Raw genomic sequence first — 26,553 nt, forward strand, 5'->3', positions numbered from 1 at the left:
TTTTGATGAAGGGTGTTGCGCCATCGCCGCAAAAAAAAAGCAGGGTGCGCCATGTTCATCAAGTTCCGATGCGAATGATGGATGATGCAAGGTGAAAGGCGGTGCGTTATAACGCACCCTACCGTGTACAAAAATCGGGAACAACATACATCATAGAAAGCTCATCGTCGCCAGAAGCCGATGGTTATTTTGAAGGGGTTCGTATCGTAAAAAATAAGCGGACCACGTCCATGTCATGCGATCAACCAATATCTGATTTACGATTTCAAACATTGGCAGAATTGCTGGATCCCAAACCGCGCTAAAAAAATCTCAGATGAAAGTTCTGAACGACCATACGCTAAGATGGCATTTATTACTGTCTAGCGAGCGCTAAGTTACAATGCCGCTTGCACACCACACCCACGACCACATCCAGGAACCCGCATGAACACCGTATTCGCCGCCCCCGTATTTGACACTACCGTGATTTTTGAAGGCAAGGAACTTTTCAAAGGCAAGAGCGCTGCAGAAAACTGGGCGAAAAAACTCGCCGCAGAACTCGACTGTGAGGTCACCGTGCAAAAGATAGGCACAGGCTGGGCCATGTGCGGCACTGTCGATGGCGAGGATTGCATCTGGGGGATATTGGGGCAACGCTTGAAGCGCCTCAATGCTGAGTGAGCATAGTGCCATTACCCCAGGTTATAGACAGTAGGGTGCGCCATGCGCACCATCACCGTGTGCATAAAAAATTTGCAGGGTGCGTTGTAAGGCACCATGACCATGTGTCCAGAAAAAGAGGTGCACACGGCGCACCCTACTGCATTAAATACGGATTGTGCGTGAGCATGTGCAAATTCATCTGGACAAATTTTCCACTATACCTATGAAAAAATACTTAAGCACAGTGCTGTTTTTTCTTTTCATGGCGACCGGTTTACCTGTGCATGCGCAAACCAAAGAAGTGAAAGCCTTGAACGAAAAGTTTTTCCTGCTTTACGATCAAGAAAACTATACAGATGCCGCCATCACTGCGAAAAAATTGCTGGAACTTGCCAGGAAACGTGGAGAATATCATCTTGATATGGCAAATGTGCTCAACAAACTCGCCCTGATTGATGAACGGCAAGGCAATTACACAGCCGCTGAACGACTGTACCGACGCGCACTGGCGATCAGGGAAAAGCTGCTGGGAAAAAATCATCCTTTAGTAGCGACGTTGCTGAACAATCTCGCTCAAAACTACCATGCACAAGCCAGGTATGCAGAGGCTGAATCCTTGAATATGCGTGCATTGACGATCCGGGTAAAAGCCTATGGGTCAGATGCTACTGCAGTCTCAGTCAGCCTGAACAACCTTGCCGCAATATTCGAAGATCAGGGAAAATACTTTGAAGCCGAGGCTTTATTCAGACGTGCATTGGCGAACGATGAAAAGGCACTTCATCCAAATGATCCAAATCTGGCGTTAACTATGGGTAATCTCGCGCGCACCTTGAGCGCGCAAGAAAAATACACTGAAGCCGAATCTCTCTACCGGGGAGCACTGCTCATCCTTGAAAAATCGAGTGATCCGCCTGTAACTCTGAAGTCCACCGTTCTCATTAATCTTGCAGAGTTACTTGTGCATCAAGGGAAATATGCAGAAGCTGAAACCTTGCAAGCAAGTAGCTTGGCCAACTTGGAGAAAGCCCTGGGTCCAAGGCATCCCGATGTGGCAGCAGCGCTGGTTAACCTTGGAATGCTTTACAGAAAACAACGCAAACTCGCAAACGCAGAGCGCTTAATACTACGTGCCCTTGCTATCTTTGAAGATGCGCTCGGCCCATATCATCCCCAAGTCGCAAGCGTACTCAATAATCTTGCCTTGATCCATAATGAGCAAGGAGACTCTGCTGACGTTGAAGCACTCTACAAACGCGCGCTGGCAATTCGAGAAAAGGCCCTCGGCCCTGATCATCCATATGTAGCAGAATGTATGGACAATCTTGCCTCATTTTATGTGGAGAAAAACAAATACGCTGAGGCAGAGGCCTTATACAAGCGGGCACTTGAAATTTGGCTGAAAGTACATGATCCAGATCATCACGCAGTAGTCATAGACCGTAAAAAACTTGCTGACCTGTACCGCAAGACGAATAGGGAAGACGAAGCTATTGCCTTGGAAAAAAAATAGAGTGACCAAAGAAAAAACATCCCTCACCAAAAAACTTATCCTGTTCACGCTGACATATTTTCCTGTCAGCCATATTTTTTAGAGCGACAAGCGCATGAACAATATATTGAAAGAAGCCTCCACCCTTGCCATGGCTGCCCAAATCGAATTGCCAGCGCTGTTGCAGGCACTCTACCGCGATGGCTTGAGCAGCTACGGCAAAGACCGGGCAGACTGGCAAGCCAACTGGGAACACTATATGCAGGAAGCGCCGCCTGCGCTGATCAGCAGCTATGATTTTGAATGGCTGGATGCGGAGGCGATTGCGCAAACCATCAACGGCTGGCTCAAGCCTGAAAGTCAGAACGGCCGCAGCTTCTTCCCTTTTGCACAGTCTGGCGCAGGTGATGTCTTTTGCCTGACAGCGCATGAAGGCGAGTGTGTGGTGGTGTATATCTGGCATGACTCAGACCGGCATACGATAGAGGCATTTTCATTTGCTGATTTTATGTATTCCAGGCTGGTCACGGCGATGACGGATATCAGTCACCTGGTGGATGACTTATCCGGCACGGATAAAGCCCGGTCATGCCTGCTGGCCGATATCCGCAGGCTAAGCACTTACTTGCCCGCTGAGGATGCAGCACGCCTGCAAGCTTATCTTGAGCGCCCGGTGATGGAGACTGAAGTCAGCTATGGCCGCCGCACTGAACGCCTGCCCTGCCTTATCACCGATGAAGAATATAACTTGCTCATGCAAGGCAAGCGCGCCAGCGTCGATTGGCCGGTGCACATCGTGGCGCGCTGGGATGTGTAGTGACCCTGAGTCGCACCATCGCACCATCATCACAAGCTGATATGATGCGCATCTGCAAGGATAACAAACGAGGAAGACATGAACCAAGCACAGCCACCACGCAGCCTCAACGGCATCACCCTGGAAGCCATCCTGGAACAACTGGTGGCCCATTATGGCTGGGATGCCATGGGCAAGATGATAGACATCAACTGTTTCACCAGCGACCCCAGCATCAAATCCAGCCTGAAGTTCTTGCGCAAGACGCCATGGGCGCGGGCCAAGGTGGAAGAGTTGTATTTGGGGATGCCGGGGTAACATAGAGATCAGCCCGTCCTGACGATGTCTGAGCATGCCCTGTGTAGGAGCGGCTTCAGCCGCGAACAGCAAACAACAATCCGCATTGCTCTCCCACCTCACCACACTTGCGCAGGCAGATGTTCGCGGCTAAAGCCGCTCCTACAACGGCAAACATCGCTGCGGCTGCCTGCTGTGGTTTCAAATCTTCATCACATAGCCAGGGTCTTATGGTGCAAATAATTGCGGTAAACAATTTGAAACTCGTCCAGATCGTGTTTATCTTCTTGTAGAAGCAAATCGCGTACCTCGCAAGCATTGCCTTCAGTTTTATAAACCCAGAAATCGAGTATCACTTCTGGATGATCTTGCGAGACGATGGACACGCCTTTGCCGCCGCCTATGATGCCGGAATACTGATAGACCATGAATTTGCCTTTCAGAATTTTCTTGTCTATCTTCAAGGTATCAAGAACCTGGGCGGCCCTTTCATCGACGGGTGAAACATCATCACGCTTATTCGCATAGGTATTCAGAAACCGGCGCAGGTGTTTAACCTCATCGGTTTTATAGGACAGTGCGTACTTGGCCAGTTGCTCTTTATTGAGTAGCAGTTCTTTGGGTGCCTGCGCATGGCTGGCGATGGGTAGCAGGAACAGAGTGAGCAAGAGCAGTTTGCGGAATTGCATGGGTACTTTCAAAGTTTTTGACATTATAAGTGAGGCCAGGCATACGCTTCCAATTCGACGGCCTCGTAGGGTGCGTTATAACGCACCACCCACAACATCCGCACCATTCAAATGGACAAATCTTGTTGTCCCAAATGGTGCGTTATAACGCACCCTACTCACGGTGATCAAGTTGATCTTCTTCACCGCCTGCCCATTCCTTTGGGTATATACCTTGCTCTACCAAACGGTGGAAGGTTGAATACGGCCAATCGGATACTTGCTCAACCAATCCATGTTTTTGTGGATTGATATGGACATAATCCATATGCGCGAAAAAATCCTGTTCATTGCGTATCAGATGCTCCCAGAAACGTCTTTGCCAGATACCACGTTCATTGCGACTAAACCGGGACAGGCTCATTGCTTCTGTCTTTGGAATGGCTTTTGAAAAATGACTTTTGATGAGTCGCCAGCGAACAGAAAAATCAATATCACCTGGCGGCAATTCAATCACGCAATGCAAATGATCAGGCAAGACTACCCAGGCATGGATGATAAACGGATGCGTCTCGCGTACCACGCGAACAGCTTCACGCAATACATCGATATGACGAATCAACAAATCATTGCCTGCACGCTTGAGAAGATTGACGGTGAAAAAATACGTCCCTCCTGGATGCCAGGCACGTCGATAATTGGACATGGTGCAGATTCAAGAAATTGATTTTCAAAAAGTATATTGCAAACTCAATAAGTAGGGTGCGTTATAACGCACCATCGAATATGAATAAAATCATTACCTGCCATTTTCATGAAACCAGGGCCACGCCAAATTTAAATCAGTATAGCTAACAACGCAGCTCCTGATTACTCTTGCCCAATTTTACGTCTGCCGATGGTGCGTTATAACGCACCCTACTGGCTGGACTTACAGCGCGCTTGATAAATCAAAGCGGTTTGAAGTTATCTTTCAAAGTGTTCAGCAAGCCCAATCCACCAAACAAGAGGATGATGCCGCCAGTATGATGAAAAAACTGATAATACTGCATTAAAAATCCTATGCTCATCAAAGAACTGCCAGCGGCAAAGATATTTTTTCTTGTCCTGGTTTTTGGTATGGATAACAGGATGGCCCAGCAAAGTACGATCAATAAGATGGGGGCAGAAACCTCAAAATTTTGCAAGCCACGAACATTGCTGAAGTAGAAATCAGTTTGAAAAATCTGCAGCCAGATGAGAGGTGACCAAACCGATATAGTCAGCACCCAGATACACAGGACAATTTGTTTGGATTTTGAGAACTGCATTAGAGATTGCTTTCATTTTTAGGATAGAGGGTAAGTTAGCCTTGTAGGGTGCGTTATAACGCACCATCACGCTCCATCATGAAACCATGACCTGTGTCAATTTCAAATCATTCTATGTTAAAAATCAGCCCTTGATCATTCTTGTCAAATTTTACGCCTGCCGATGATGCGTTATAACGCACCCTACTGGCTTTGTGGTGAGAATTTTGGTATTGCATTAATTCGCCTTAGCCCTTATCCACATACACCTCACGCGCCATGACGACGACATCGTCGACGCTGAGTTCGCTGAAGCTGCCTATATGCAGATGTGGTATCTCGGCTCTTTGCAAGACGACGCGGCTGGCGAATTTGAGGCGGGCCAGCATCAGATGTTTTTTCTGTAGGTAGAGTGTGGCGCACAGGTCGGACAAGGCTTCTATGCTAGAGCTGTCGAGGTCGGGGGATTCTTCCAGGCTCATGACGATGACCTTGGCATCGCTGGCGGCGGCATATTGTTTGGCCAGTGCCATGCTGCGTTCAGCATTACCAAAGAACAGCGCCATCTCGGGGCGCAAGATGAGTACGCCGGGGATGATTTTGGCTTCCGGGTAATTGACCAGGCTGACAAAATCATGGCCGCCGTTAAGGCGACCGAGCACAGTGACATTGGCCTCGGCCAGTTTGCGCAAGAGCATCAGCAAGCTGAAACCAATGGCGACCAGCAAGCCGTCGAGCACGCCCAGCAAGAGTACCGCGACCACAGCTGCTATGGCGACAAACCTGTCTCTGTGCAATTTGAAATAGCTGTAAAACGCTGATGGCCGCAAGGAGTGGCTGACTGCATGGATGACGATGGCCGCCAGCACCGGCACCGGTGTCAGGGCGATGGTGGGTAGCAGGACCAGCACGATGAGCAGCAAGACAGCAGCGGCCGCCCAGCCCGCCCATTTGCTTTGCGCGCCATTGCTTTCATTGGCCGCGGTCGCTGAAAAACCCGCGCCTACCGGCAAACCCTGGAACAGGCCAGAGAGCAAGTTGGCAGCCCCCAGCGCCAGCAAATCGCGATTGGGGCTGATGCTGTCGCCGTGGCGCAGCGCAAAGTTGCGGATGGAGCTATACGATTCTGCATACAAGATCATCAGCATGGCGATACTCAGCTCACCTATGCGCAGCCACTGCCCATAGCCGAGCTCAGGCAGTGTCGGGGCTTGCAATTGCAAGTCGATATGGCCGACCACATGCACCCCATGCTGCGTCAGGCCCAGCCATTGTCCCGCTCCTATGCCCAGGCCCAGCACCAGCAGGCCCGCAGGCATATAGGGGATGCGCGCCAGGCCATACAAGAGCAGCAGGGCTACCAGGCCCACGGCCAGCGATAGCCAGTTCCAGGCTTGCACCTGGCCCAGCAATTCATAGATAAAACGCGGCATGTCGGTATGTTGGGCCTGTACGCCTGCCACATGGGCAAACTGCCTGATGATGATGACGGCAGCCAGGCCAAAGGCAAAACCGCGCAAGACTGGCCTGGCGATGAAGTCAGAAATACTGCCCAGTTTGGCCATGCCAGCGAAGAGGAAAAACACCCCCGTCATCATGACCATGCCCATTGCCACCAGGATGCGTACCGCCGCATCGCCATTCGCCATCGATGCTGACGCCGATGCCAGCACCGCGGCCGATGAGGATGTGGCCGCAACGATGGCAAAACGGCTGCTGCCCAGCAAGCCATAACATAACAAGCCAGCAAACAAGGCAAGGATGCCCGCCTGCGGTGGCAGGTTGGCGATGCTGGAGTAAGCCACGGCTTCTGGCAATAACAGGCCTGCCAGCGACAAACCCGCGATGATGTCAGACCAGGCCCAGGTTTTATTCATGTTTTTTGAAAGCGTTTGTATGAGTAGGCATTGTGAAATCGAGTATATATTAGCTAAATGATTTAGCTTTTATTACACCCAGTATACGCCGCGTGGACATGGATGAGGACAATCAATGCTACGCTGAAATGCAGCTACCCAGTAAGAACACCAGGGGCACTACTTCTTTGTTTGTTTTCTGCATCCGGTTTTAAGGCAAGCGAAGCTGGTTTGCTTATCTGGATATGCCAAGCTTTACTCCTCCGGCTCTATCCCGACAAGTTTCAAGACCAGCACGGCCAGGCCTAGCACCAGGCCAACAATAATATCGACGACATTGCCCGAGTAAGGTAGCAGGAAGATGCAGTACAGGACGCAAGCCAGGATGATGGCAATGCAAGCCCCCACAATCATCGTCCGTATGCTTGTCGCGTTGCCGCTGGGATGTTGGCTCATATCAATCTCGCCTGAGAGCACTTACATTTGCATTTTGTAGCATGTGTTGCTGTATTTTTAATATTCTCGCATTTTTTCCCAAAAGACTCCAGATCTTGCATAAATATTAAAGATCACAGCTGCTTACTAGTTGACTATGCCTCGCAACGATGTTTTGTCAGGTGCTTGCCAGCCTTAAGCTCCATCATGCGGTACCTGGAAAATATTGCCCTTCTCCGCCATGAGTGCAAACTATTTGCCAGCTCAACCTGTACTGCTTTTACTTTCGTTTTCAATTGCTGGCAATAAGCTGCCGAGCTACTTGCAGGCAAAAACCAAGAGCAAGCTCCTTGTAAAACTGGTGCGAAATGCAACATAAAGTTACAAAGCAAAATATCTGATCTTAAATTCGGCTAACTTCGCTTCTTTTCTTTTTTTAAGTCAACATATCAGTTATGCAGAAATAAGCCACATTGACTATTTTCAGTTAACTCCAGATAAAATGATGACAAATTGACGACAAAATTAAACTTGCCAATATATTCCAATTGCTGATACATTGAGTTACATTATCCAGCAATACGAAACAAATGGTGTCATAGTGAATAGTTTGAATTGGCGGGAACTGTGGACGACGGGCCGGGTGCTGGAGTCTATTGATACAAAAAAATTGCATGCATCAGGCAGTTTCGTGGCAAGCCTGCGCTGGGCCCTGCATTCACGTCTGACCGATGGCGGCAGCAATTTCAAGAGCAAATGTCTGTTCCTGGTACGCAGCAGTTTGCGTCCGCAAGTGAGCCTGCGCTGGTATCACTATCTGCATCAGACTTATTTGCGCAAAACCGTGCCTGCCGATGTCAGTTTGCTTGACGCCATCCACCGCCCCTTCTTTGACCGCCAGATCTGCAGCGCTACCCGCCTGCACTTACTGCGTAATCATTTTCATTTGTCGGCGCAGTTATTTGGCCATCATCGCGCCCAGGACATGCTGGCAGGAAAAAACTTTGAACTGGCAGCATTGCAAGGCAAAAACCAGGAAGACTACCGCATCAGTCTGTTTCGCAGTTGCGCCTTCAAGCGTGAAGGCGGGCTCAGCCTGGGCTTGTTTCAGGATGGGCGTTTATTGCAGTGCCTGAGTTTTTCTTTTGACCGCATTGCCCACAAACTCATTATCCGCGTGGGCGGCTTGCAGTCTTGCAAGCAGGATGCGCGCGATGCCATACGCAGTTGCACCAAGAGTCTGCATGGCATACAGCCACGCCTGCTGCTGATAGAAGCACTGCGCAGCCTGGCCAGGACACTGCATTGCAGCGACATAGAATGCATCGCCAAAAAGAATCACATCTACCAGGCCTGGCGCTACCGCTTCAGCAAATGCATCAAGGCTGAATACGACACTCTGTGGCAAAGCGCCGGTGCCTCCTTGCGCAGCAATGGCAACTGGCTGCTGCCGCTGGCCAGTGAAAGCATCCCCCTGTCAGAGCGCCCTTCCAACAAGCGTAGCGAATACCGTGCGCGTGACAACCTGACGCAAGCCATGCGTGAAGGAATCAGGCGGAGCCTGCTTGGGGCTTAAGGCGTAGATCTTATGGTGCGTTATAACGCACCAACAACGCGCCCTACACCCCGCCATTTCCAGTATGGTGCGCTATAACGCACCAAACAAGGTCCGGTTTTGTGGATGAACGGCTCTGCCTGACCATTGCGCGCATTCACTATCAGGACTTACGCAAAATTGTCCCAGCAAGGCTAACGCTTTTATGAAGCCACCCTTGCATGGGTGGCTCGTTGCGTTGGCAGACAGCATGTTGTCTGAAACCCCAAAACACCGTAGCGACGAAGACAGTACTTTAGTACCTCATTTGCTAAATGCAGGCGCTGCAACGCAGCTGGGGCGGTTTTGCGTAAGTCCTAACTATAAAACACCCTCTGCTATCACGGCGGCATGATGTAAATCACACAAGTGCTTAGCAAAATCCCCACACCTCTCCACATTCCCTTACAATTATCATAAGAATATCGTCTACACTTACTTACCATGCCCCCATACCGGAGAACCGCTTGATGAGCGTCCAGCAAGAGCCCCACTTTGCCCGCAGGCGCTTGCTCATGGCTGGCTTTTGGTATTTTGTGCTGGCACTGGCAGGTACCTGGCTGACGCCGGGGGATGATCCTATCGCCACACTCTGGTATGCCAATGCCGTCGCAGTGGCGGTGATGTGCGGGCATAGCCGTAACTGGCAGGGGCAGATTTTGTTATTGGCGGCAGCGGCCAGCTTTGCCGCCAATCTGCTGACAGGCGGCAGTGCGATTGTGGCTGGCATGTTCAGCTTTGCCAATGTGCTGGAGATAGCCCTGGTCAGCTATGTCATACAACAAGGGGATCTGGCACGTGATTTTGACCGCTCGGTCCCGCATTTGCTTAAGCTGATACTGCTGGGTTTTTTCCTGCCCTGCGCCTGTAGCGCCACTTTGGTGGCAACGCTGATGGCCTGGGACGGTCAGGCAGATTTCGGGTATACCTTTACCAACTGGTATGTCAGCGCGGCGCTAGGGCAAACCCTGATTTTCCCTTTATTGCAGCTGGCAATGCGGCAACCACGCTGGCGCGACCTGAGTGCTGACTGGCTGCGCTTTGGCCGCTTTGCCCTGACTATCCTGGTGCTGGTCTTGCTGGCTTTGTTATATATGCCTTTCCCCTTTGTGTATGCGCTGGTGGCGCTCATCTTCGCCGCCCACAGACTGAAGTATGAAGAATCACATTTACTGTTGGTGCTGGTCATCACTACGCTGGGCTTGATGGTTTCTTTTGGCTATATCGCCTTGCCACAAGAATTTCCCAACTGGAAAATCGTCCTGCTTTACCTGCCCATCCTGATGACGGCCATCCCTCCCATGCTTTTTTCTACCAGCTTGAATGACAGTCGCCTCAAGGAAGCAGCACGGGTACATGCCCTGCAAGAGCTGGCTCATAGCCAGTCCAACCTGCAAGCCACCATCAACCATATGCCAGCCATGATCAGTTATTGTGATGGAGGGCTCAAGCTGCGCTTTGCCAATGCAGCCTTTCTGCAATGGTTTGGGTTTAGCGCCAGCAGTATCAAGGGTGTACATGTGCGCGAGGTTGTCGGTGAAGCAGTGTTCCAGCAAAGCCTGGCCCATATCGAGGGTGCCCTGGCGGGTGTGCCACAAATGTTTGAACGCACGCTGCCATCCCAGCATGGCAAGCCCCATTATGTGCTGACCTCGTATGTGCCGCACACCATCGATGGTGTACTGCAAGGCGTGTACGCGTTTTCTACCGACATCACTGCACTGAAACAGGCGCAAATGCAAGAATTGCGCACGCAGGCCAGACTCAAGAGTATTTTTGACGCTGCCAGCGAATTCGCCATCATCTCCACCGACTTGCAAGGCTTGATACAGGTATTCAGTCCTGGCGCAGAGCGCATGCTGGGCTATGCCGAAGCCGAGATGGTGGGCCGGCAAACCCCTGCCATCATCCATCTGGAAGCAGAAATGCAAGCCCGCGCAGCCATACTGAAGGCTGAGCTGGGCTACGCTGTAGAGGGTTTTGATATTTTCGCTGTCAAAGCACGGCAAGGCCAGGTGCAGGCGCAGCAATGGACTTATATACACAAGTCTGGCAGGCAGATACCAGTCAGCCTGGTCATCAGTGCCGTGCTTGATGAGCATAACCAGATCAATGGTTACCTGGGCATCGCCACTGACATCAGCCGCCAGCAACAGCTGGAAACCTCGCTCATCGCGGCCCGCGACCAGGCTGAGATGGCCAGCCGCACCAAGTCAGAGTTCCTGGCCAATATGAGCCATGAAATCCGCACCCCCATGAATGCGGTACTGGGCATGAGCTATCTGCTGGGCAAGACCGAACTGAGCGCCACCCAGCGCCATTATCTGGAAATGATACGCTCGTCGGGCCAGTCTTTGCTGGGCATACTCAATGACATCCTGGATATCTCAAAGATAGAAGCAGGCCGCATAGAATTGTCACCCACCCGCTTTTACCTCAAGGACATACTCAGCGCCCTGGCCAATATGATGTCGGTCAATGTCGGTGAAAAGCAGCTGGAATTATCGATGGGCATAGACACAGCCGTGCCCAGGGAATTAATAGGCGATGCCTTGCGTCTGCAACAAGTGCTCATCAACATCATAGGCAATGCCATCAAATTCACTGAACAAGGTGAAGTCTCGTTGCTGGTGCAACTGGCAGGCCAGGATGCCGACAATTTGCAGGTGCAATTCATTATCCGCGACACAGGCATAGGCATGTCGGCCGAGCAGATCAGCCGCCTTTTCAGTGCCTTTGAGCAAGCCGATGCTTCGACCTCACGCCGCTTTGGGGGCACGGGCCTGGGCCTGGCAATTTCCAAACGCCTGATCGACCTGATGGAGGGTGACATCCGCGTGCAAAGCCAGGAAGGCATGGGCACCGAATTCATCGTCAGCATCCCCATGCAAGCCGCCCCTGTGCAGACAGATGAGGATAAACCCGCCATCTTGCCGCCAGGCAGCAACCAGGCCAGAAAAATCCTGGTAGTCGATGACAATGCCACCAGCCGCCGCTATATCGCCAAGACCATAGAAGCCTGGGGCTGGCAGGCTGACACCGCCAGTTCTGGCCCGCAAGCCTTGCAAAAAGTACGCGATCAACTGGCACAATTTCCCAACAGTGCTGACGATTATTGTGCCATTCTGATAGACTGGCATATGCCCGGCCAGGATGGCCTGGCTACCCTGGCCGCCATCAGATCCTTGCTGGCCAGCCAGCATATCCCCCTGATCCTGATGAGCAGTGCCTATGACCGCAGCGCCCTGAATATGGATGGCAAACCAGACGCCCCCGACGCCGTCTTGCTGAAACCCGTGACTGGCTCCAGCCTGTATGACGTGCTGCAAGAAACCAGCCTGCATCAGCAGTCAGGCAGCCCCCTGCCCGCCGGGCACCATGCCAGTATGCCACCTGCCATAGGCCAGGGTAGCTTTGCAGGCAGACATATCTTGCTGGTTGAAGACAATTATTTCAACCAGATCGTCGCCACCAAGATCCTCGAACAAACCGGTGCCGTCGTCAAACTGGCCAATAACGGTAGCGAAGCGGTGGAAATTTTAAAAGTCGCTGCCGGGCAATTTGACCTGGTACTCATGGATGTGCAAATGCCCATCATGGATGGCTGGACTGCCACTGAAATCCTGCGCAAGGAACTGGCCCTGCCTATCCCCATCCTCGCCATGACCGCCGGTGTCATGACCTCTGAGCGTGAGCGCTGCCTCGAAGCAGGCATGAACGACGTCATTTCCAAACCCATAGACATAGACCAGATGCTGATCGCCATGGCACGCCACATGTCACCCGCCACGCCAGCGGCAGAACCAGCAACCGGCGGCACAGCAACACTGACAGCAGCAAACCCTGTCAATGATACTGATACGCTCACTGTGCCTGCTCCCGCTGCACTGATCAGCAGCAGCCCGCCCCCAGGCAATGGGGTATTCGACCCGGCCAAACTACTGGCCCTGGCCAAAGGCAACCCTGCCCTCATCAAAACCCTCTCAGGCGTGATACAAAACATGATGAATCACGCCCATGATGATTTTGAGCAAGCCGCCAGCCACTGCCAGCAAGGCGAAGCACAACAGGCTGCCCGCAGCCTGCACACCTTGCGCGGCAGCATAGGCACCCTGGGTGCCAAAGACTTTGCCCAGGCCGCACAAGTGCTGGAAACCGCCATCGTCCAGCAAGACCTAGTGCGCATCCCTGCCCTGCTCGATGCGGCCAGGCAACAACTCAAGCTGACCATCACCAGTGTACAAACCTGGCTACAAGCACAAAACGCCAGCCAGGCCGCGCCTGGCGACAATACCACCAGCCAGGTCGACACAGCCAAACTGCAAGAGCTCAAGGCCTTGTTGCAAAGCCAGAACATGAAAGCCAGCGCCCTGTATCAAGAGATCCAGCCCAGCTTGCAACAGCAGTGGCCAGCGCCACGCCAGGAAGCCATGCAACAAGCCATGTTGACGCTGGATTTTGCGAGAGCGCTAGAAGTGCTGGACGCCCATTAATAATGAGCCAATAATTTGACCGCATCAGGCATGACAAATGCTATCCTAGACAGTAATCCGGCTGCATAGACTGACACTGACATGTCCACACTCAAATATTTGGCATCTTTAACAAATAACCAAGAATTTTTGTCACGTCGGCCGCGCATACTCATTGTCGATGACCAGGTCATCAATATCCAGACCCTGTACCAGATTTTTGCAGACGATCATGAAGTCTTCATGGCCACCAGCGGCCAAAAAGCCCTGGAATTTTGCCGGCAAACCCCACCCGACCTGCTCTTGCTCGATGTCATGATGCCGGACATGGATGGCCTGGAAGTCTGTAAACGCCTGAAACAAGAAGAACTGACCGCCGACATCCCCGTTCTGTTTGTCACTGCCCAAAACGACGCAGAAGAAGAATCACGCGCCCTCATGGCCGGTGGCATGGACTTCATCAGCAAACCCGTCAACCCGGACGTGGTACGCGCCCGCGTCAAAACCCAGATCACCCTGAAACTGCAACATGACCTGCTAAAACAACTGGTGTTTACCGACCCCCTGACAGGTCTCGCCAACCGCCGCAGCTTTGACAACTCCTATGACAAGGAATGGCGGCATTGCCAGCGCTATGGTAAATCCGTGGCCGTACTGATGATCGATATCGATTGCTTCAAGCAATACAATGACCACTATGGCCACCAGCAAGGCGATGTCTGCCTGGCTGCCGTCGCCGCCTGCCTGGACGCCAATTTCCGTCGCCCCCACGATGTTGTCGCCCGCTACGGCGGTGAAGAATTCATCTGCATCATGTCCGAATGCGAACTCAGCGCCGCCGTCAGCAAGGCAGAATCCCTGCTGGAGGCCATTGTTGAACAAGCCATTCCCCACAGCACATCCAGGGTGCGCGACATTGTCACCCTCAGCATAGGCGTCGCCGCCACCGTCCCCGGCAACCAGCATGACAAAGCCACCCTCGTCGTCGCCGCCGACGAGAAATTGTATGTCGCCAAACAGGCCGGGCGTAACCAGGTAGCTGCCTGAACATCTTGCAGGCTAGCTTGCTAGGCAAGGGGGACCCAACTTACAAGGAATGTAGGGTGCGTTACAACGCACCGGGTGTGATGGTGGTGGTGCGTTATAACGCATTACCCTGCACATTAATTTTTCTCTGTGGTGAATAGTAGCAGGCATAAAAAATCGACGCCCTATCCACATGAATAGAGCGTCGATTTTTTCAATTGCAAGCCTCATGACAAGGCTGCAGGCTTAGCGGCTTATTTCGATGCTGCTGGCGTAGAAGCTGCGGGTACAGCTGCCTTGGCATCGTCCGCTTTCATGTCCTTCTTGGCATGCTTGCCATGCTTTGCTTTTTTGACCGGTGTGCTCTCCGTTGTTGCACTTGCTGCTTTCACCGCTGGTGCTGGTGTGCTGGCCGCTGCAGAGGCTGAGGTCACAGCCACCGGTGCTGTGGCAGTTGCTGCCTTGTTCGGTGCCGCAGGGCTTTCTGCAAATGCGCTACCCATAACAAGGAGGGAAGCGATGAGAGCGGTGATCAGTTTGTTCATTTTAATATTCCTTGATATAAATAGTAGAGAGCAGTTTTTGGTTTTTCCGGCAGCCCATGCTGCCGGTGCTCTTACTTATAGTTTGATAGCGTGACGACTTATTTCGATGCTGCTGTTGCAGAAGCGGATGCTGGTTTCACTTCCTCTTTCTTGGCTTCTTTTTTAGCGTGCTTCTCATGCTTCTCATGCTTGACTGCTTTGTCAGCGGCTGGCTTGGCTTCTGCTGCTGGTGTCGCTGGAGTAGATGCTGTAGCCGAGGCAGAAGCCGCTACTACTTTAGCTGCCGGGGCAGATTTTGCGACACTGGCGGCTACCGCTGCTGAAGCAGGTTTAGCTGTAGTAGTTGCAGAAGCACTGGCTGGCGTCTGTGCAAATGCGCTACCCATAACAACTGTGGAAGCGATGATGGCGGCGATCAGTTTGTTCATGATATTTTTCCTATTCGTTTGTTTGGGTTGCTTGCTAAGTTTTGTATTTCGTTTTGCGTTTCGTAGTGTTGCTACGTAAGCCAAAAACGCCGCCCGCAGACATTGCGTTGACGCAAAAAACCACAGAATATGGGGCTTAGTGTTGTTGTTCTAAACGGCATGTCACTTGTCAACCGATTGTGGTGCTGGCACGTTACGCGCGTAGGGATAGAGAGTACCAAGACCTTTCACAACAGAGGCACAGAGGAAGGAAGGGCTGCATGCAGCCTTCGTTTCGCAGGCGAGGAGAATACTCCTCGAGACCCCTGCTACACCACAGAGCAATTCAGGAGTTAAAGAGAAAATAAAAAACGACGCCTTTGCATACATGGCGTCGTTTGTTTTTTGTAGAGGCTTACATACTGCTGCGCCGTGCGCACCAGCTTGTCATCCTGTGCGGATAATTATTTCCAGCGCAGGGCTATGAATTCTGGTCCAGCTAGCACCCGTCCTCTTTGACACAAAGAAGCAATCAACTCTCCATATCAATTTCTTGCACTGCGCCTGCGCTATCGAAGCGGACACTGATCACATAATCAGTCCCATCGTCAGGCAAGGTAAAGTCGAAGACATCCATGCCTTCATCTTCATTTTCTTCATCTTCCTCATCCCCCCAGTGCGAACGCAGCACCAAGATGTCAAGCACGCGGGCTGGCTCAGGTTTTGTCGTACCCAGGTGTTGTTGCCAATACTCGCCTTCCATTTCATCCAGGTGGTGATAAACGAACAAGCCGGCACCTGATTCATCACTCCCCTTTTCAAACGCCAGCCTGATCGCTTCCCTAGCCACTTTCTCGCGTCGTTTTACTTCATCTGCAAATGTCGTCATATTCACTCCGGGTTTGTTGATTGTTTTCCTTGGGCTATTCCGGCTATTGCATAGAGCATGGAAAAACCACTCATCTGCAAAGCAGGCAGCAACAGCGACAGACATTCTAACCAAAACCAGTCAGCAAATCATCTCGAAAAACTGCTACAAGACAAGATAATGCGAGGAATTTAAATGGTGACTACACATCCAGCGCATGATCTTATGAAGGCTTCGTACAATGTTGCCAATTGCCAGTATTAAGCCACCGGATTAAGCCAGGCAGAGTGAAATCAATCAACTTGGGGAAAATTTTTGCGCGGCAATCAAGATATGAAAATAGAATCGGAAAGACAAATATCACGAATATAAAAACTTCATTTTCGTCAAAACATCTTGATCATATTGATGAAGTTGAAGTGCTATTAATGACGCCAAGCACACAATTGCTTAGTGCCAGAAAGCGCTATGATGCATTTCTTCGTTCATTAAGGTTTCATTAGACCCGCAGAATACGTTACACCCAATTTTTCATTGCGATAGCAAGGAAAAAATGGTACGTATGGAGCGGGCTACTTGCAGCCCCAAATAGTCACCGCTCGCAGAGTGGCTGCGACCATCTCTTCACTTTGTCGCCGCAATTTTTTTCTTCATATAGGCAAATAATTCCTCATTCAATTCGTTGATTTTTTTGAATATAGGCAGGTATTTTTGCGCGACTGTACACAAGCGGCGAGAGTCGCCATTCACATCCTTCGTGGACAATTCTTCTTGCACAGCAGTCACCGCAAGTTGCTGTTGCTTTAGCTTCTGGGTAAATTGTACATATTGTTCATTCTCTTGCATCTGCTTCAAGAAATCACCTTTTTGCACTTTCGTCCACCCCAGCTTGTCCGTTTTCACTTCGAATGAACGCATTATTTCGTCAAACGTGTCGCTTTGACGTTGCTGGTTCGTGGAGATGTAGGTTTTCATCTTTTCAGACGTACGGCGCACCGCCTCTTCGTTCTCACACTGCGCATAAGCAGAACTCGTCACCAGGGAAATTGCACCTGCGAGTAAACAAAGCTTGTATATGTTCATGATGATATTTAAGGTTGATGTCATGTCTGTGGCAGTGATATTGATAGCATGCACATAGCTACATCGAGCAAGTTGTATCGCCGCATGTGCAGCCTCAATTTTTTAGCAAATAATGACTAAAGCGGGCAGACTGAAAAAATGCACGCTTTCCTGTGATGTGTACTTCATCACCGACATTCAGTAAGGTTTCTTGTGGCACCACGTCACCAGAAATATTCAGTTCGCCATACTGCATTGCCACATCCAGTCTACCGACCTGGACTTTGTCGCCCAGTTCAAAACCAGAGGTGCAGCAGTTTTTTTGTACTGCCTGGCAGCTTGAAACAAGTTTGAGTTGCTTGACTGCCACATCCTGCAGTTCAAATCGTGCATCACAAGTTGCAATGCCCAGGCTCAATGTACTTGCTGATACTGGCAGGCGGCCAGTCAGGTCTACACTACCAACGCCAGAAATTTCTATCTGGCTGATGGATGCAGGCAAGCGGATTTCAATTTTCTCCGACGAATACGACACAGGCAAATTCCCTCTGCCTACCGTGATAACAAAGGCTGCATCTTCGACTTTCCCTGCGATGGGAATACGCACATGTTCATTGTGGATAGTGGCCTGCGATGCATCCGGATCAAGAATCAGGCTGATGCCGTCAAAGTTAAGATCGGCATCCTGTTTGCGTATCACGACACGGCCACTGCTGCCTACATCAAATTTTTGCTCTATGATTTGCTTGTCTTTGGCCTGTGCCAACTGGGCTTTCTTCAGGTCTGCCAAAAGGGAATTGCCGACAACATACCAGATAATGGCAAGCACAAACAACCAAAGACCAAGCTTGGACAGGGGGCGCGGTATCATGCAAGCTCCCGCTCTTTGATATGAAAGAATAAAGCTGCCCACAACAACACAGGCAAGCCCAACCAAAGAGTGACTGACAGCGCATATTCCAGCGTATTGTGCTGGACTATATCATCATAGTCCAAGGCAAAAATCCCCAGTTTCGGGGCAACACCAGCCAAGGTAAAAAAAACAAATAAGAGGAAGCTCACCAGCAAGGTGCTCAACACGGGCGAGCGTTTAAAAAATGCCGTTCCTCCTGCCATGAGCGCCTGTGCAGTGTTTAATAAAATAAAGAACAATTGCTGCGATGTCAAAAATATCCGGGCTCCCCGACCACCATCGACCACTGATGTTGTCGTCAAGAATGGTATATAAAAGCGGTAATCACTTTCAAGAAAATTCAATTTAATACCCTGAGCAGCCATACTCCTGGCCAATTGAACGGCAGGATAATTGAGCAGGATATACAGCAAAGTATACGCCAGAGGATAAAAAATACTGATGAACAGAAAAGCCATTAACCATTTTTCAAATACGGACGCTGGCCGCATCAGGGCAATCAGGCTGGCTCCGGGATTGAGCAGATACTTGAAATAGCGGCCGGCAAAGATCAATGCTGATAAAAACAAACCTGTCATATACCATGCCACTTGCGATTCAAATTTAAACTGAAGAAATGAATTACCTGACGAGCCAGAGAGGAAGATCGCCATGAAGATCAGGTCCAGCATCGCCAGGGCTGCGGCAAACCAGGCATATTCGCGCCAGCTCTCAGCCCAGTGGGCGCGCAGCAAGCGAGCAAAACGTTGAAAATCAAAAATAGGATCTGTCATTTTTTTGTCCCTGCTGTGTTGTGCCTGTCTGCCACGGCATCGAGCACCCCTTGTTTATTCATGCTCAAGGCCTTGTATAGCAACTCAAGATTGACCGCACCTGGCGTAGCACCTTCATTGCGCTTGACATAGGCCCATTGCTGGCCCAATGCCTCTTGATAAATGCAGCCTGCCGTATCCGCCTGATTGTCTGCCACCCCCAGTTGCAGCGTGTGCTGCAGGGTTTCCATACTGGCTGACAGGGCCAGCTTGCCGCCGTCAACAAACAGCACATGGCTCATCAGACTTTCCAGGTCATGTGCCTGGTGCGTGCTGATGATAACCATGCGGTCGGCATGCTCTTTGCCACCCAGGATGGTCTTGAATTGCGCCCGCCCGATAATGTCCAGGCCATTGGTAGGTTCATCCATGAGCAGCAAGGGTGTATGGGTAGCCAGCGCAAAGGCGATCACCGCTTTTTTCTTTTGCCCCAGGCTCATGGCCGCAAAGCTCTTGTCGCGCGGTATCTCAAAAATCTCGACATAGCGCAAAAAGTCCGGGCCAGAAAAGCGCGGATAGAAAGGCGCATGGGTTTTATACAGCGTTGCCAGGCTGATATTGGGCAAGTGAAATTCTTCAGGAACTATATAGACCTGTTCCAAAAACGTCGGCAAGCGCGCGGCAGGCTTGAAACCCAGCACCTCGACCTGGCCACCATGCGGGAACAGCAAACCCGAGAGTATCTTCAAGAGCGTGGACTTGCCACTGCCGTTGCGGCCAAACAGACCATACACGCCAGGCTGGCTCAGGTTCAACGCAAAATCGCCATAGACGTTTTTTCGCCCGTAATCAAATTGCAGTTGTGAGACTTTGATCATTGATTTCCTGTAGTCGTCAAATATAGCCAGCGCGCTGTTTTAAGGGAAAATACGGGGAGAACGCGGGGAGAACATGGAAAGGGCATCGCGAGGAAAATAGATTCTTTTATTTCTTGCGTCGTCACTCGCGCGCCCATCCGGCAATAAGGCAGCAAACACGGGAGTGTATTCTCAATCGTGATTTTTTAACAGGAAGATTTTGCAAGCATTTGTACTAGAACCTGGCTTGCCTTGCGATGGAAAGGAGAGCGGTCTATTGAAGCCATGTGAAGTCATGCAAACATTCGCCACCCTCATCCAGAAGGCGGTACTAATTACCCTTTATTACGCAAGCTACAAAGTAGTGCAATGTGCTGCTTGTGCCATGCGCACCGATCTTATACGGCGATATAAATTCAACATTCCCCCGCATTCATTTCCTTGAAAAAAACCAGAAAATTTGCCAGAAAGGACTGTCCAATGTAACATGGATCGCGCACTACACGCCTCTGTCGACACCTGTTTTCTGGCGGTAAATAGTGTCCCACATCACACACCTGACTACACCCGAAAAATGAAACGGCTCCCCTTCACCCTCATCCTGGCTATTGCGCTCACAGTAACAAACGCCAGCGCGCAAACACTGGAACAAGCAAAAGCAGCCTTTAAAAAAGGGGATTACGCGACCGCACTGTCCGCCTATAAACAACTGGCAAAACAAGGGGATGCAACTGCGCATTTTGCGCTGGGCATGATGCATATACTAGGTGCTGGCACACCTGAGAGTGGTGAACAGGCGGTCTATTGGCTACAAAAGGCAGCAGAGCTAGGCAATGCTGATGCAGCCCTGATACTGGCAGGACTGTACTATCAGGGAACTGGTATCAACAAGAATGATCAACTGGCGGTGCAGTGGTTTCGACATGCAGCCAATGCTGGCAATGCAGAAGCGCAGCGCTATCTCGACATCATGGCCCCAGCGGGTAATAGTAGCAACACAAGTAGCCAGCCCGCCAATCGCGCGCAAGACAAAACAGGTGTACAGCCAGAATATAGTGTTCGTGACCTGGGCACGCTGGGCGGCAAGAATTGCTTTGCCAGTGGCATGAATAACAAGGGGCAAGTAGTAGGTGTGTCCGACAACAAGAAAGACCACAATCGCGCCTTTATTACCGGGCCGGACGGTGTCGGCATCACTGATCTGGGTACACTGGGCGGAGATACCAGCCGGGCACATGCTATCAACGCCAGCGGGCAAGTGGTAGGCAGTTCAGAGAAAATTGATAACAGTTCTTCACGGGCGTTTATTACCGGCCCTGATGGCCAGGGCATGCGTCAACTGGAAAATGAACCAGGGGCAGATAGTGAAGCCAAGGGCATCAACGCCAAAGGGCAAGTTTTCTTCGACATGAACTTTGGCGCATCACCCAGCAAATCCTATCTCACCGGCCCCGATGGCAAGGGCAGGCGCGAGCTACCGCAGTTTTTCCATGCAAAAAGTATCAATGACGGCGGCGTGGTCGCAGGAACTATCTTTGTCGATGCTCGCATCCCGGATGCGAATGTTCTTTATGACAATGCCGCATCCCTGGCATTCGACACAATGGCGATAAAAAATATCAGTGTCCTGGCTGGGAAAAGAACCCAAAGCAATGCCTATGGAATCAATGCCAAGGGGCAGATTGTTGGGCAAACAGATAATAAAGAATCTTATAAGCACGCTTTTATCACCTCCCCAGACGGAATGAGTTTGATAGATTTGGGTGCACTCAGTAAAGATGCCAATAGTCAGGCAAACAGCATCAACAATCACGGCCAGGTTGTCGGCTGGAGCGCGGCTGAAGGTGTGGAATTGTATGCCTTTGTTACCGACGCCAATGGTAAGAACATGCGAGACCTCAATACTCTGGTCAGTAAGCCGACCACTCTTTCCCTCACCAATGCCATCGCCATCAATGACAGGGGACAGATCATCACCTCAGGGTCGAATTACTTTTGCTACCTGCTTTCTCCTTTGAACAAGCAGGAAAAAACTTCACAAAAATAATTGCTGGCTGGTCTACTGTCGATTGCAGAAGATAGTGCGATTGGTGCGAATGAGTTGATATAAGCCGCCCAGAAAAATACCGCAATGTGTAGTGCACGCCGCCCGCACTACGCCCTCTACTACGCCCTCTACTGCGCAACGATACGGCAATAACAGCGATATGCCTATGCGACGAACGCCACGGGCGCGCCAGCCCGGTGGATTTCAGTCTGCGCTGGAATGACGATTTTAAGGTCAGGGGCAGATTAGCACCGTAGAGTTTGATGGTCCACACTCATCGCAATGTCATCCCAGCGCAGGCTGGGATCCATCTGAGCAAGATCCAATTGCATGAAATGGCAAATGGTTTTGTAGAATGAATCTCTACCACTTCGATCCACCAATCAGTCGGTCTGAAAACAAGCAAGCTTTTCACAGAGATAGTCATCTGTGCTTTGGGATTTGAATGCCATCGTCTGCCACTCATGTCATTCTGGTCTGGCTTTTACTCAATATCATAAATAGGACTTACGCAAAACCGCCACAGCAGCAGTGAAGGCCATGGTGCGTTACAACGCACCCTACAAAAGTCGCGCAAACGCATATCCTTGACGCCGCTGTAACCTCAAGATAATATCGCGCAAATTTTATCCTGATAAAGGGTAGACAAAAATCCAGTATCCTACTCACATCAAGGCCAGCCTGTGACATCCCTACCATCATACGCAAGACCCATTGCTTGGGCATGTTGCCTGATCAGCTCATTGCTGGTGAGCATAATCAACGCACTGGTCTGGCGTGGTACCGGCCTGAATCTTTTTTCATTTTCTTATCTGGTGTTCCTGCCTGTCGGTGCGGTCCTCATGGGGTTTTGTGCCATGAGCGGGTTTTACCTTGCGGCAAACTATTTCAAGTTTCCAGCCCGCCGCATTGACTTTGCCTTTTTGCTGCTGGTCGCGGTGGCATTCGTCTTGCAGATTTTCTTGGGTATTTACCTGTCTTTCTACTTCATGGGCAAGGTCGCACATCCGTCACCAGATTCATTCATGGAATTCATTTCACTCTATGTGACCAGGGTCAAGCATACCATGCGCTTCAATGGTCATACCGAGGATGCCGTCGCCGCCGGTGAAGCGGGATGGTATCTGTTGATGGTGCAGCTCATGGCGCTGTGTGCCGTTGCACGTACCATTTATGGCGCGACTGACAGACGCGGCAACGCGCAATGGGAATCGAAGTTTTAGGCCAGGGCGGAGGTGCGCAATCCGGTACTGGGTAAATGGATATCTTTACCACTGGCAGAACCAACTTCCACAAAACGCAGGGGATAGGCTTCTTTGCCAGCCTATCCCCCATCAAAACCAGGGCAATTATTGTGACAGGCTGACGCTGCCTTAATTGGCAGGCTACTTGCGGGTGAAGCGCATAATGGCTTTATTGATTCTGGCTTCGCCATTAATGAGCGTTGGTTTAAATCTGCATTGGGCGAGTATGGTCCTCAGCTCAGATGTCAGGGTGTAATTCTTTTTGTAAAGATCGCTGGAGAAGTTGTATGGTTTTCCTGCCGCATCGATCTTGCAACTGAAGTCAGTGTCCTGAGACTGGGTATCAGTAATCATCATTTCAAATTTATCTGACTTGCAGCTATCGAAGATTAATTCCGGTTTTGGGTAAGGTTTGCCACTTGGGTTGGCTTGCCAATCCTGAGAGAAACGCACCCATGTCTGGATAGGACGCTCTTCATAGCTTGCAGAGATGCTTTTTCTGCTTCAGAAAACTGCTCCTGTAATACCAGCAGTTCGGCATGTTTATGCAAAAACTCTGCATAAGAGGGGCCAGTCAGTTGTTGGTATTTTTCTTTGAATGCCAAAATCTGCGCATCAACTGTTTGTGCCTGATCGAGCTGTTTGGACTTGATATGTAAATCCAATTGCTGGGTAAGTGCTCTTAACAACAAGACAGGGGAAGTGTCTTCCACACTTTTAGCTACCGTTTGACCAACTCACGTCCATGCCATCTGGACTGTGAGCAAATTTACTTGCCGTCGAGATTAGCTCATTGACGATCTCTGCCTTGCCTGCATGGTCAGCATTACACAAAAGTAAAGACAGTAAAGGTACAAAAAATAGTTCCTTGATCATAGGATACGGTTGATTCAGTAGCAAAAAAGCAAAGCGGGAGAAAGGCGGTAATATATCTCAAAACTACAGGCAAGAATTCAAAACTGCATACCCAGTCAGCGTCTCTACTAAAAAAATGTCAGTATCGGCGATCGCATTTGCACTCTAGTCTGCTGCTTTTTTGTGGGGAACACCACACCTCTTACCTGGCACAGCGGCAAGGTGGCTCGCGACACTGGTCAAGTATAGATTGCGTGCGTCTGTCTGCTTTGCAAAGTTCAGAGCACTATCCTGTTTTATTCCTGTCATATAGCCCCCCTATACTCTGTATATTTTATTCGCAGAGAACCCCATGTCGACTACACCAGCCACGCAAGCTTATAAGCTGCTAGCCAATCTTACTTTTGCCATCTCTACCCTCTTGGTGCAGCAGAGCGTGCTTGCTGCCAAACCTGATCCTGTGCTGGTTTCGTTTGCGACCGTGGGTGATTCGCGTGCCGAGCCGGGGTCGCATTTGAACAGACAAGACCAGATCTGGCTGCAAAATACCAAGGCCGTGACACGCATCTTGCGCGAGATCCAGACCCATCGCCCAACTGCGCTGTTCTTTAACGGTGACATGGTGATGGGTTACACGACGGACAAAGCCACCTTCAACCGTCAATATGCATTCTGGCGCGGCATGGTGGCCAACCTGATGGAAACCGGCACTTATGTGGTGCCCGTGCCCGGCAACCATGAAATGCAGGAGCGCAGCAAAGACAGCACAGGCAAAACCCAAAAAGCGGCCAGCCTGGCCAATGAAAACATCTGGCGTGAGAACATGGGAGATTTGATTGTTGACACTGAGCGCTGGAAAAGCATCGTCGGCAAAGAGCTTGCGGCTTTCCAGGTGGACAATGCCCCCGCCGTAGGTGGCCCTGACAATATCCAGACCAGCCAGTCACAGTTGAGTTTTTCTTTCGACTTTGCCGACAGCCATTTCGCCGTCATCAACACCGACCCGGTTGGCAATGATGGCCATGCGCCTGCTCACTGGCTGGCAGAAGATTTCAAGCAGGCCAAAGGCCGTGGTGCCAAGCACTACTTTGTGTTTGGTCATAAACCGGCTTACACCTATTTCTACAAAACCGATGTGAATCTGGATGGGCTGGATATTTACCCTGACAACCTGAAAGATTTCTGGGATGTGATCGAAACCTATCAGGCCAGCTATTTCTGCGGGCACCAGCATATTTACAATGCCTGGCAACCTACCCTGGCCACGGGTGGCAAGGCATGGCAAGTGACGGTAGGTTCGGGTGGTTCACCATTCTCGGCCAAGGCAAGCGACAGCACCAAGCCGCAAGACCGCATGTATGCCTGGGCTATCGTCAAAGTCCATGCCAGTGGCAAAGTGCATCTGGATGTGTATGGCTTTGATGAGTACTATGGCAAAACACAAAAACTGAAATCCGTCGATTTCTGAGCCTGCATGTCGTGCAACCACTTGCTCGACTCGACAGAAGTATAGCTACTGGAGCTGGTGGGCAAACCTGCCCTTCTGGTTCTTTCTGCATCGGTATAGGTGCGTTGCAAGAAGCCAAAAACGTCTCGCCTGTCGTCTGGCCAAATACCGCAGGCAGGTTGGCGTGACTGTAGATGGCATTTCTGCCTATAGACATATTCCAGGTACGATTAGCGCAGCGTAATCGTACAGATCGCAGACATGACATATCGCCAACCATGGGCAAGAAGATGAAAAATCCCCAGGATGTTAACGCGTTTTTGCGAGGCAGCAGTCATTACCGTCGCCTGCATGCGTACGATTACGCTTGCGCTAATCGTACCTACGCAAGTTGCGGAAAATGCCGTGTCTTGATAGCGGCCACCCTGGTAGGGTGCGTTACAACGCACCGTCATTGAATGACGATCATGTCATCCAGCATGCATTCGGTAACATCCCGTAGGTACGATTAGCGCAGCGTCATCGTACAAATCGCAGACATGACATATCGCCAGCCATGGGCAAGGAGATGAAAAATCCGCAGGATGTTAACGCGTTTTTGCGAGGCAGCAGTCATTACCGTCGCCTGCATGCGTACGATTACGCTTGCGCTAATCGTACCTACGCAAGTTGCGGAAAATGCCGTGTCTTGATAGCGGCCACCCAGGTAGGGTGCGTTACAACGCACCGTCATTGAATGACGATCATGTCATCCAGCATGCATTCGGTAACATCCCGTAGGTACGATTAGATTCTATGGTTCCCGTCAAGTTTTTATCGAGATGAGATCAGAATTAAAATCAACGCCGTTCTTGATCAAGCTAAAAGCAACTCGCAATATTTTACGTGCGATGATCATGATAGCGGCCGTTGAGGGCCAGCCAAGTCGCCGGTAATGTTGATACAAGGGTGCCCACACCTTTGATTTGGCTGCTGCCATACCAGCG

At 50.7% G+C, this 26,553-nt stretch carries 24 protein-coding genes; 10 read left to right on the forward strand and 14 right to left on the reverse strand.

Annotated features, from left to right (window positions below):
- Positions 1–426: 426 nt before the first annotated feature.
- From ACO0LC_RS11230 to ACO0LC_RS11245, 4 genes are all read left to right on the forward strand, one after another.
- Positions 427–663 (forward strand): hypothetical protein, encoded by a 237-nt coding sequence (locus tag ACO0LC_RS11230; protein ID WP_423002983.1) that lies wholly within the window; start codon positions 427–429, stop codon positions 661–663.
- Positions 664–868: 205 nt separating this feature from the next.
- Positions 869–2,158, forward strand: coding sequence for a tetratricopeptide repeat protein (locus ACO0LC_RS11235; RefSeq protein WP_423002985.1), 1,290 nt, complete (start codon positions 869–871; stop codon positions 2,156–2,158).
- Between the two features lie 94 nt (positions 2,159–2,252).
- Entirely contained in the window at positions 2,253–2,954 is a 702-nt protein-coding gene (locus ACO0LC_RS11240) for an SMI1/KNR4 family protein (protein WP_423002987.1), read from the forward strand.
- 78 nt (positions 2,955–3,032) lie between these two features.
- Positions 3,033–3,251, forward strand: a complete 219-nt coding sequence (locus ACO0LC_RS11245; protein WP_423002989.1) for a VF530 family DNA-binding protein — start codon at positions 3,033–3,035, stop codon at positions 3,249–3,251.
- A gap of 191 nt (positions 3,252–3,442) precedes the next feature.
- Here ACO0LC_RS11245 and ACO0LC_RS11250 read toward each other — a convergent pair whose 3' ends face one another.
- The 5 genes from ACO0LC_RS11250 to ACO0LC_RS11270 form a co-directional block, all read right to left on the reverse strand.
- Positions 3,443–3,919, reverse strand: a complete 477-nt coding sequence (locus tag ACO0LC_RS11250; protein ID WP_423002991.1) for a hypothetical protein — start codon at positions 3,917–3,919, stop codon at positions 3,443–3,445.
- Positions 3,920–4,073: 154 nt separating this feature from the next.
- Positions 4,074–4,604, reverse strand: coding sequence for an REP-associated tyrosine transposase (locus ACO0LC_RS11255; RefSeq protein WP_423002993.1), 531 nt, complete (start codon positions 4,602–4,604; stop codon positions 4,074–4,076).
- A 244-nt stretch (positions 4,605–4,848) separates the two neighbouring features.
- On the reverse strand, positions 4,849–5,208 hold the full coding sequence (locus tag ACO0LC_RS11260; RefSeq protein ID WP_423002995.1) for a hypothetical protein: 360 nt from the start codon (positions 5,206–5,208) through the stop codon (positions 4,849–4,851).
- A gap of 227 nt (positions 5,209–5,435) precedes the next feature.
- A complete protein-coding gene (locus ACO0LC_RS11265) occupies positions 5,436–7,064 on the reverse strand; it encodes a SulP family inorganic anion transporter (RefSeq protein ID WP_423002997.1) in 1,629 nt (542 codons plus the stop codon).
- A gap of 234 nt (positions 7,065–7,298) precedes the next feature.
- Complete coding sequence (locus tag ACO0LC_RS11270) at positions 7,299–7,499, reverse strand: hypothetical protein (protein ID WP_423002999.1); 201 nt, start codon at positions 7,497–7,499, stop codon at positions 7,299–7,301.
- 580 nt (positions 7,500–8,079) lie between these two features.
- On the opposite strand from ACO0LC_RS11270, the gene ACO0LC_RS11275 reads away from it, so the two are divergent.
- The 3 genes from ACO0LC_RS11275 (at position 8,080) to ACO0LC_RS11285 (ending at position 14,591) form a co-directional block, all read left to right on the forward strand.
- On the forward strand, positions 8,080–9,054 hold the full coding sequence (locus tag ACO0LC_RS11275; RefSeq protein WP_423003001.1) for a DUF535 family protein: 975 nt from the start codon (positions 8,080–8,082) through the stop codon (positions 9,052–9,054).
- Positions 9,055–9,542: 488 nt separating this feature from the next.
- Positions 9,543–13,565, forward strand: coding sequence for a response regulator (locus ACO0LC_RS11280; RefSeq protein ID WP_423003003.1), 4,023 nt, complete (start codon positions 9,543–9,545; stop codon positions 13,563–13,565).
- A gap of 129 nt (positions 13,566–13,694) precedes the next feature.
- Positions 13,695–14,591 (forward strand): diguanylate cyclase, encoded by an 897-nt coding sequence (locus ACO0LC_RS11285; RefSeq protein ID WP_423003005.1) that lies wholly within the window; start codon positions 13,695–13,697, stop codon positions 14,589–14,591.
- A gap of 233 nt (positions 14,592–14,824) precedes the next feature.
- Here the strand turns inward: ACO0LC_RS11285 and ACO0LC_RS11290 are convergent, their stop codons facing one another.
- From ACO0LC_RS11290 to ACO0LC_RS11320, 7 genes are all read right to left on the reverse strand, one after another.
- A complete protein-coding gene (locus ACO0LC_RS11290) occupies positions 14,825–15,115 on the reverse strand; it encodes a hypothetical protein (RefSeq protein WP_423003007.1) in 291 nt (96 codons plus the stop codon).
- 98 nt (positions 15,116–15,213) lie between these two features.
- Positions 15,214–15,543: a hypothetical protein gene (locus tag ACO0LC_RS11295; RefSeq protein WP_423003009.1), complete on the reverse strand. Its 330-nt coding sequence runs from the start codon at positions 15,541–15,543 to the stop codon at positions 15,214–15,216.
- A gap of 511 nt (positions 15,544–16,054) precedes the next feature.
- Complete coding sequence (locus ACO0LC_RS11300) at positions 16,055–16,411, reverse strand: hypothetical protein (protein WP_423003011.1); 357 nt, start codon at positions 16,409–16,411, stop codon at positions 16,055–16,057.
- Positions 16,412–17,014: 603 nt separating this feature from the next.
- Positions 17,015–17,473 (reverse strand): hypothetical protein, encoded by a 459-nt coding sequence (locus ACO0LC_RS11305; RefSeq protein ID WP_423003013.1) that lies wholly within the window; start codon positions 17,471–17,473, stop codon positions 17,015–17,017.
- A 94-nt stretch (positions 17,474–17,567) separates the two neighbouring features.
- Entirely contained in the window at positions 17,568–18,323 is a 756-nt protein-coding gene (locus ACO0LC_RS11310) for a hypothetical protein (protein ID WP_423003015.1), read from the reverse strand.
- Positions 18,320–19,138, reverse strand: coding sequence for a hypothetical protein (locus ACO0LC_RS11315; RefSeq protein WP_423003017.1), 819 nt, complete (start codon positions 19,136–19,138; stop codon positions 18,320–18,322). The genes ACO0LC_RS11310 and ACO0LC_RS11315 overlap by 4 nt, the downstream gene beginning before the upstream one ends.
- Positions 19,135–19,995, reverse strand: coding sequence for an ATP-binding cassette domain-containing protein (locus ACO0LC_RS11320; protein WP_423003019.1), 861 nt, complete (start codon positions 19,993–19,995; stop codon positions 19,135–19,137). The genes ACO0LC_RS11315 and ACO0LC_RS11320 overlap by 4 nt, the downstream gene beginning before the upstream one ends.
- 553 nt (positions 19,996–20,548) lie before the next feature.
- Here ACO0LC_RS11320 and ACO0LC_RS11325 point away from each other — a divergent pair.
- Positions 20,549–22,021, forward strand: a complete 1,473-nt coding sequence (locus tag ACO0LC_RS11325) for a hypothetical protein (RefSeq protein WP_423003021.1) — start codon at positions 20,549–20,551, stop codon at positions 22,019–22,021.
- A 749-nt stretch (positions 22,022–22,770) separates the two neighbouring features.
- Positions 22,771–23,244 (forward strand): hypothetical protein, encoded by a 474-nt coding sequence (locus tag ACO0LC_RS11330; RefSeq protein ID WP_423003023.1) that lies wholly within the window; start codon positions 22,771–22,773, stop codon positions 23,242–23,244.
- A 410-nt stretch (positions 23,245–23,654) separates the two neighbouring features.
- Here ACO0LC_RS11330 and ACO0LC_RS11335 read toward each other — a convergent pair whose 3' ends face one another.
- On the reverse strand, positions 23,655–23,930 hold the full coding sequence (locus ACO0LC_RS11335; RefSeq protein ID WP_423003025.1) for a hypothetical protein: 276 nt from the start codon (positions 23,928–23,930) through the stop codon (positions 23,655–23,657).
- Positions 23,931–24,472: 542 nt separating this feature from the next.
- On the opposite strand from ACO0LC_RS11335, the gene ACO0LC_RS11340 reads away from it, so the two are divergent.
- Positions 24,473–25,588: a metallophosphoesterase family protein gene (locus ACO0LC_RS11340; protein ID WP_423003027.1), complete on the forward strand. Its 1,116-nt coding sequence runs from the start codon at positions 24,473–24,475 to the stop codon at positions 25,586–25,588.
- 784 nt (positions 25,589–26,372) lie between these two features.
- Here the strand turns inward: ACO0LC_RS11340 and ACO0LC_RS11345 are convergent.
- Positions 26,373–26,553: hypothetical protein (locus tag ACO0LC_RS11345; protein WP_423003029.1), on the reverse strand; the 181-nt coding region annotated here is incomplete at its 5' end.

Origin of the sequence: Undibacterium sp. JH2W (assembly GCF_049340425.1) — a bacterium.
In the GTDB taxonomy this organism is placed as follows: Bacteria; Pseudomonadota; Gammaproteobacteria; order Burkholderiales; family Burkholderiaceae_D; genus Undibacterium.

Coding starts and splice junctions, on each gene's coding strand:
- ACO0LC_RS11230 (WP_423002983.1), top strand. CDS start 427: ATGAACACCGTATTCGCCGCCCCCGTATTTGACACTACCGTGATTTTT.
- ACO0LC_RS11235 (WP_423002985.1), top strand. CDS start 869: ATGAAAAAATACTTAAGCACAGTGCTGTTTTTTCTTTTCATGGCGACC.
- ACO0LC_RS11240 (WP_423002987.1), top strand. CDS start 2,253: ATGAACAATATATTGAAAGAAGCCTCCACCCTTGCCATGGCTGCCCAA.
- ACO0LC_RS11245 (WP_423002989.1), top strand. CDS start 3,033: ATGAACCAAGCACAGCCACCACGCAGCCTCAACGGCATCACCCTGGAA.
- ACO0LC_RS11250 (WP_423002991.1), bottom strand. CDS start 3,919: ATGCAATTCCGCAAACTGCTCTTGCTCACTCTGTTCCTGCTACCCATC.
- ACO0LC_RS11255 (WP_423002993.1), bottom strand. CDS start 4,604: ATGTCCAATTATCGACGTGCCTGGCATCCAGGAGGGACGTATTTTTTC.
- ACO0LC_RS11260 (WP_423002995.1), bottom strand. CDS start 5,208: ATGCAGTTCTCAAAATCCAAACAAATTGTCCTGTGTATCTGGGTGCTG.
- ACO0LC_RS11265 (WP_423002997.1), bottom strand. CDS start 7,064: ATGAATAAAACCTGGGCCTGGTCTGACATCATCGCGGGTTTGTCGCTG.
- ACO0LC_RS11270 (WP_423002999.1), bottom strand. CDS start 7,499: ATGAGCCAACATCCCAGCGGCAACGCGACAAGCATACGGACGATGATT.
- ACO0LC_RS11280 (WP_423003003.1), top strand. CDS start 9,543: ATGAGCGTCCAGCAAGAGCCCCACTTTGCCCGCAGGCGCTTGCTCATG.
- ACO0LC_RS11290 (WP_423003007.1), bottom strand. CDS start 15,115: ATGAACAAACTGATCACCGCTCTCATCGCTTCCCTCCTTGTTATGGGT.
- ACO0LC_RS11295 (WP_423003009.1), bottom strand. CDS start 15,543: ATGAACAAACTGATCGCCGCCATCATCGCTTCCACAGTTGTTATGGGT.
- ACO0LC_RS11300 (WP_423003011.1), bottom strand. CDS start 16,411: ATGACGACATTTGCAGATGAAGTAAAACGACGCGAGAAAGTGGCTAGG.
- ACO0LC_RS11305 (WP_423003013.1), bottom strand. CDS start 17,473: ATGAACATATACAAGCTTTGTTTACTCGCAGGTGCAATTTCCCTGGTG.
- ACO0LC_RS11310 (WP_423003015.1), bottom strand. CDS start 18,323: ATGATACCGCGCCCCCTGTCCAAGCTTGGTCTTTGGTTGTTTGTGCTT.
- ACO0LC_RS11315 (WP_423003017.1), bottom strand. CDS start 19,138: ATGACAGATCCTATTTTTGATTTTCAACGTTTTGCTCGCTTGCTGCGC.
- ACO0LC_RS11320 (WP_423003019.1), bottom strand. CDS start 19,995: ATGATCAAAGTCTCACAACTGCAATTTGATTACGGGCGAAAAAACGTC.
- ACO0LC_RS11325 (WP_423003021.1), top strand. CDS start 20,549: ATGAAACGGCTCCCCTTCACCCTCATCCTGGCTATTGCGCTCACAGTA.
- ACO0LC_RS11340 (WP_423003027.1), top strand. CDS start 24,473: ATGTCGACTACACCAGCCACGCAAGCTTATAAGCTGCTAGCCAATCTT.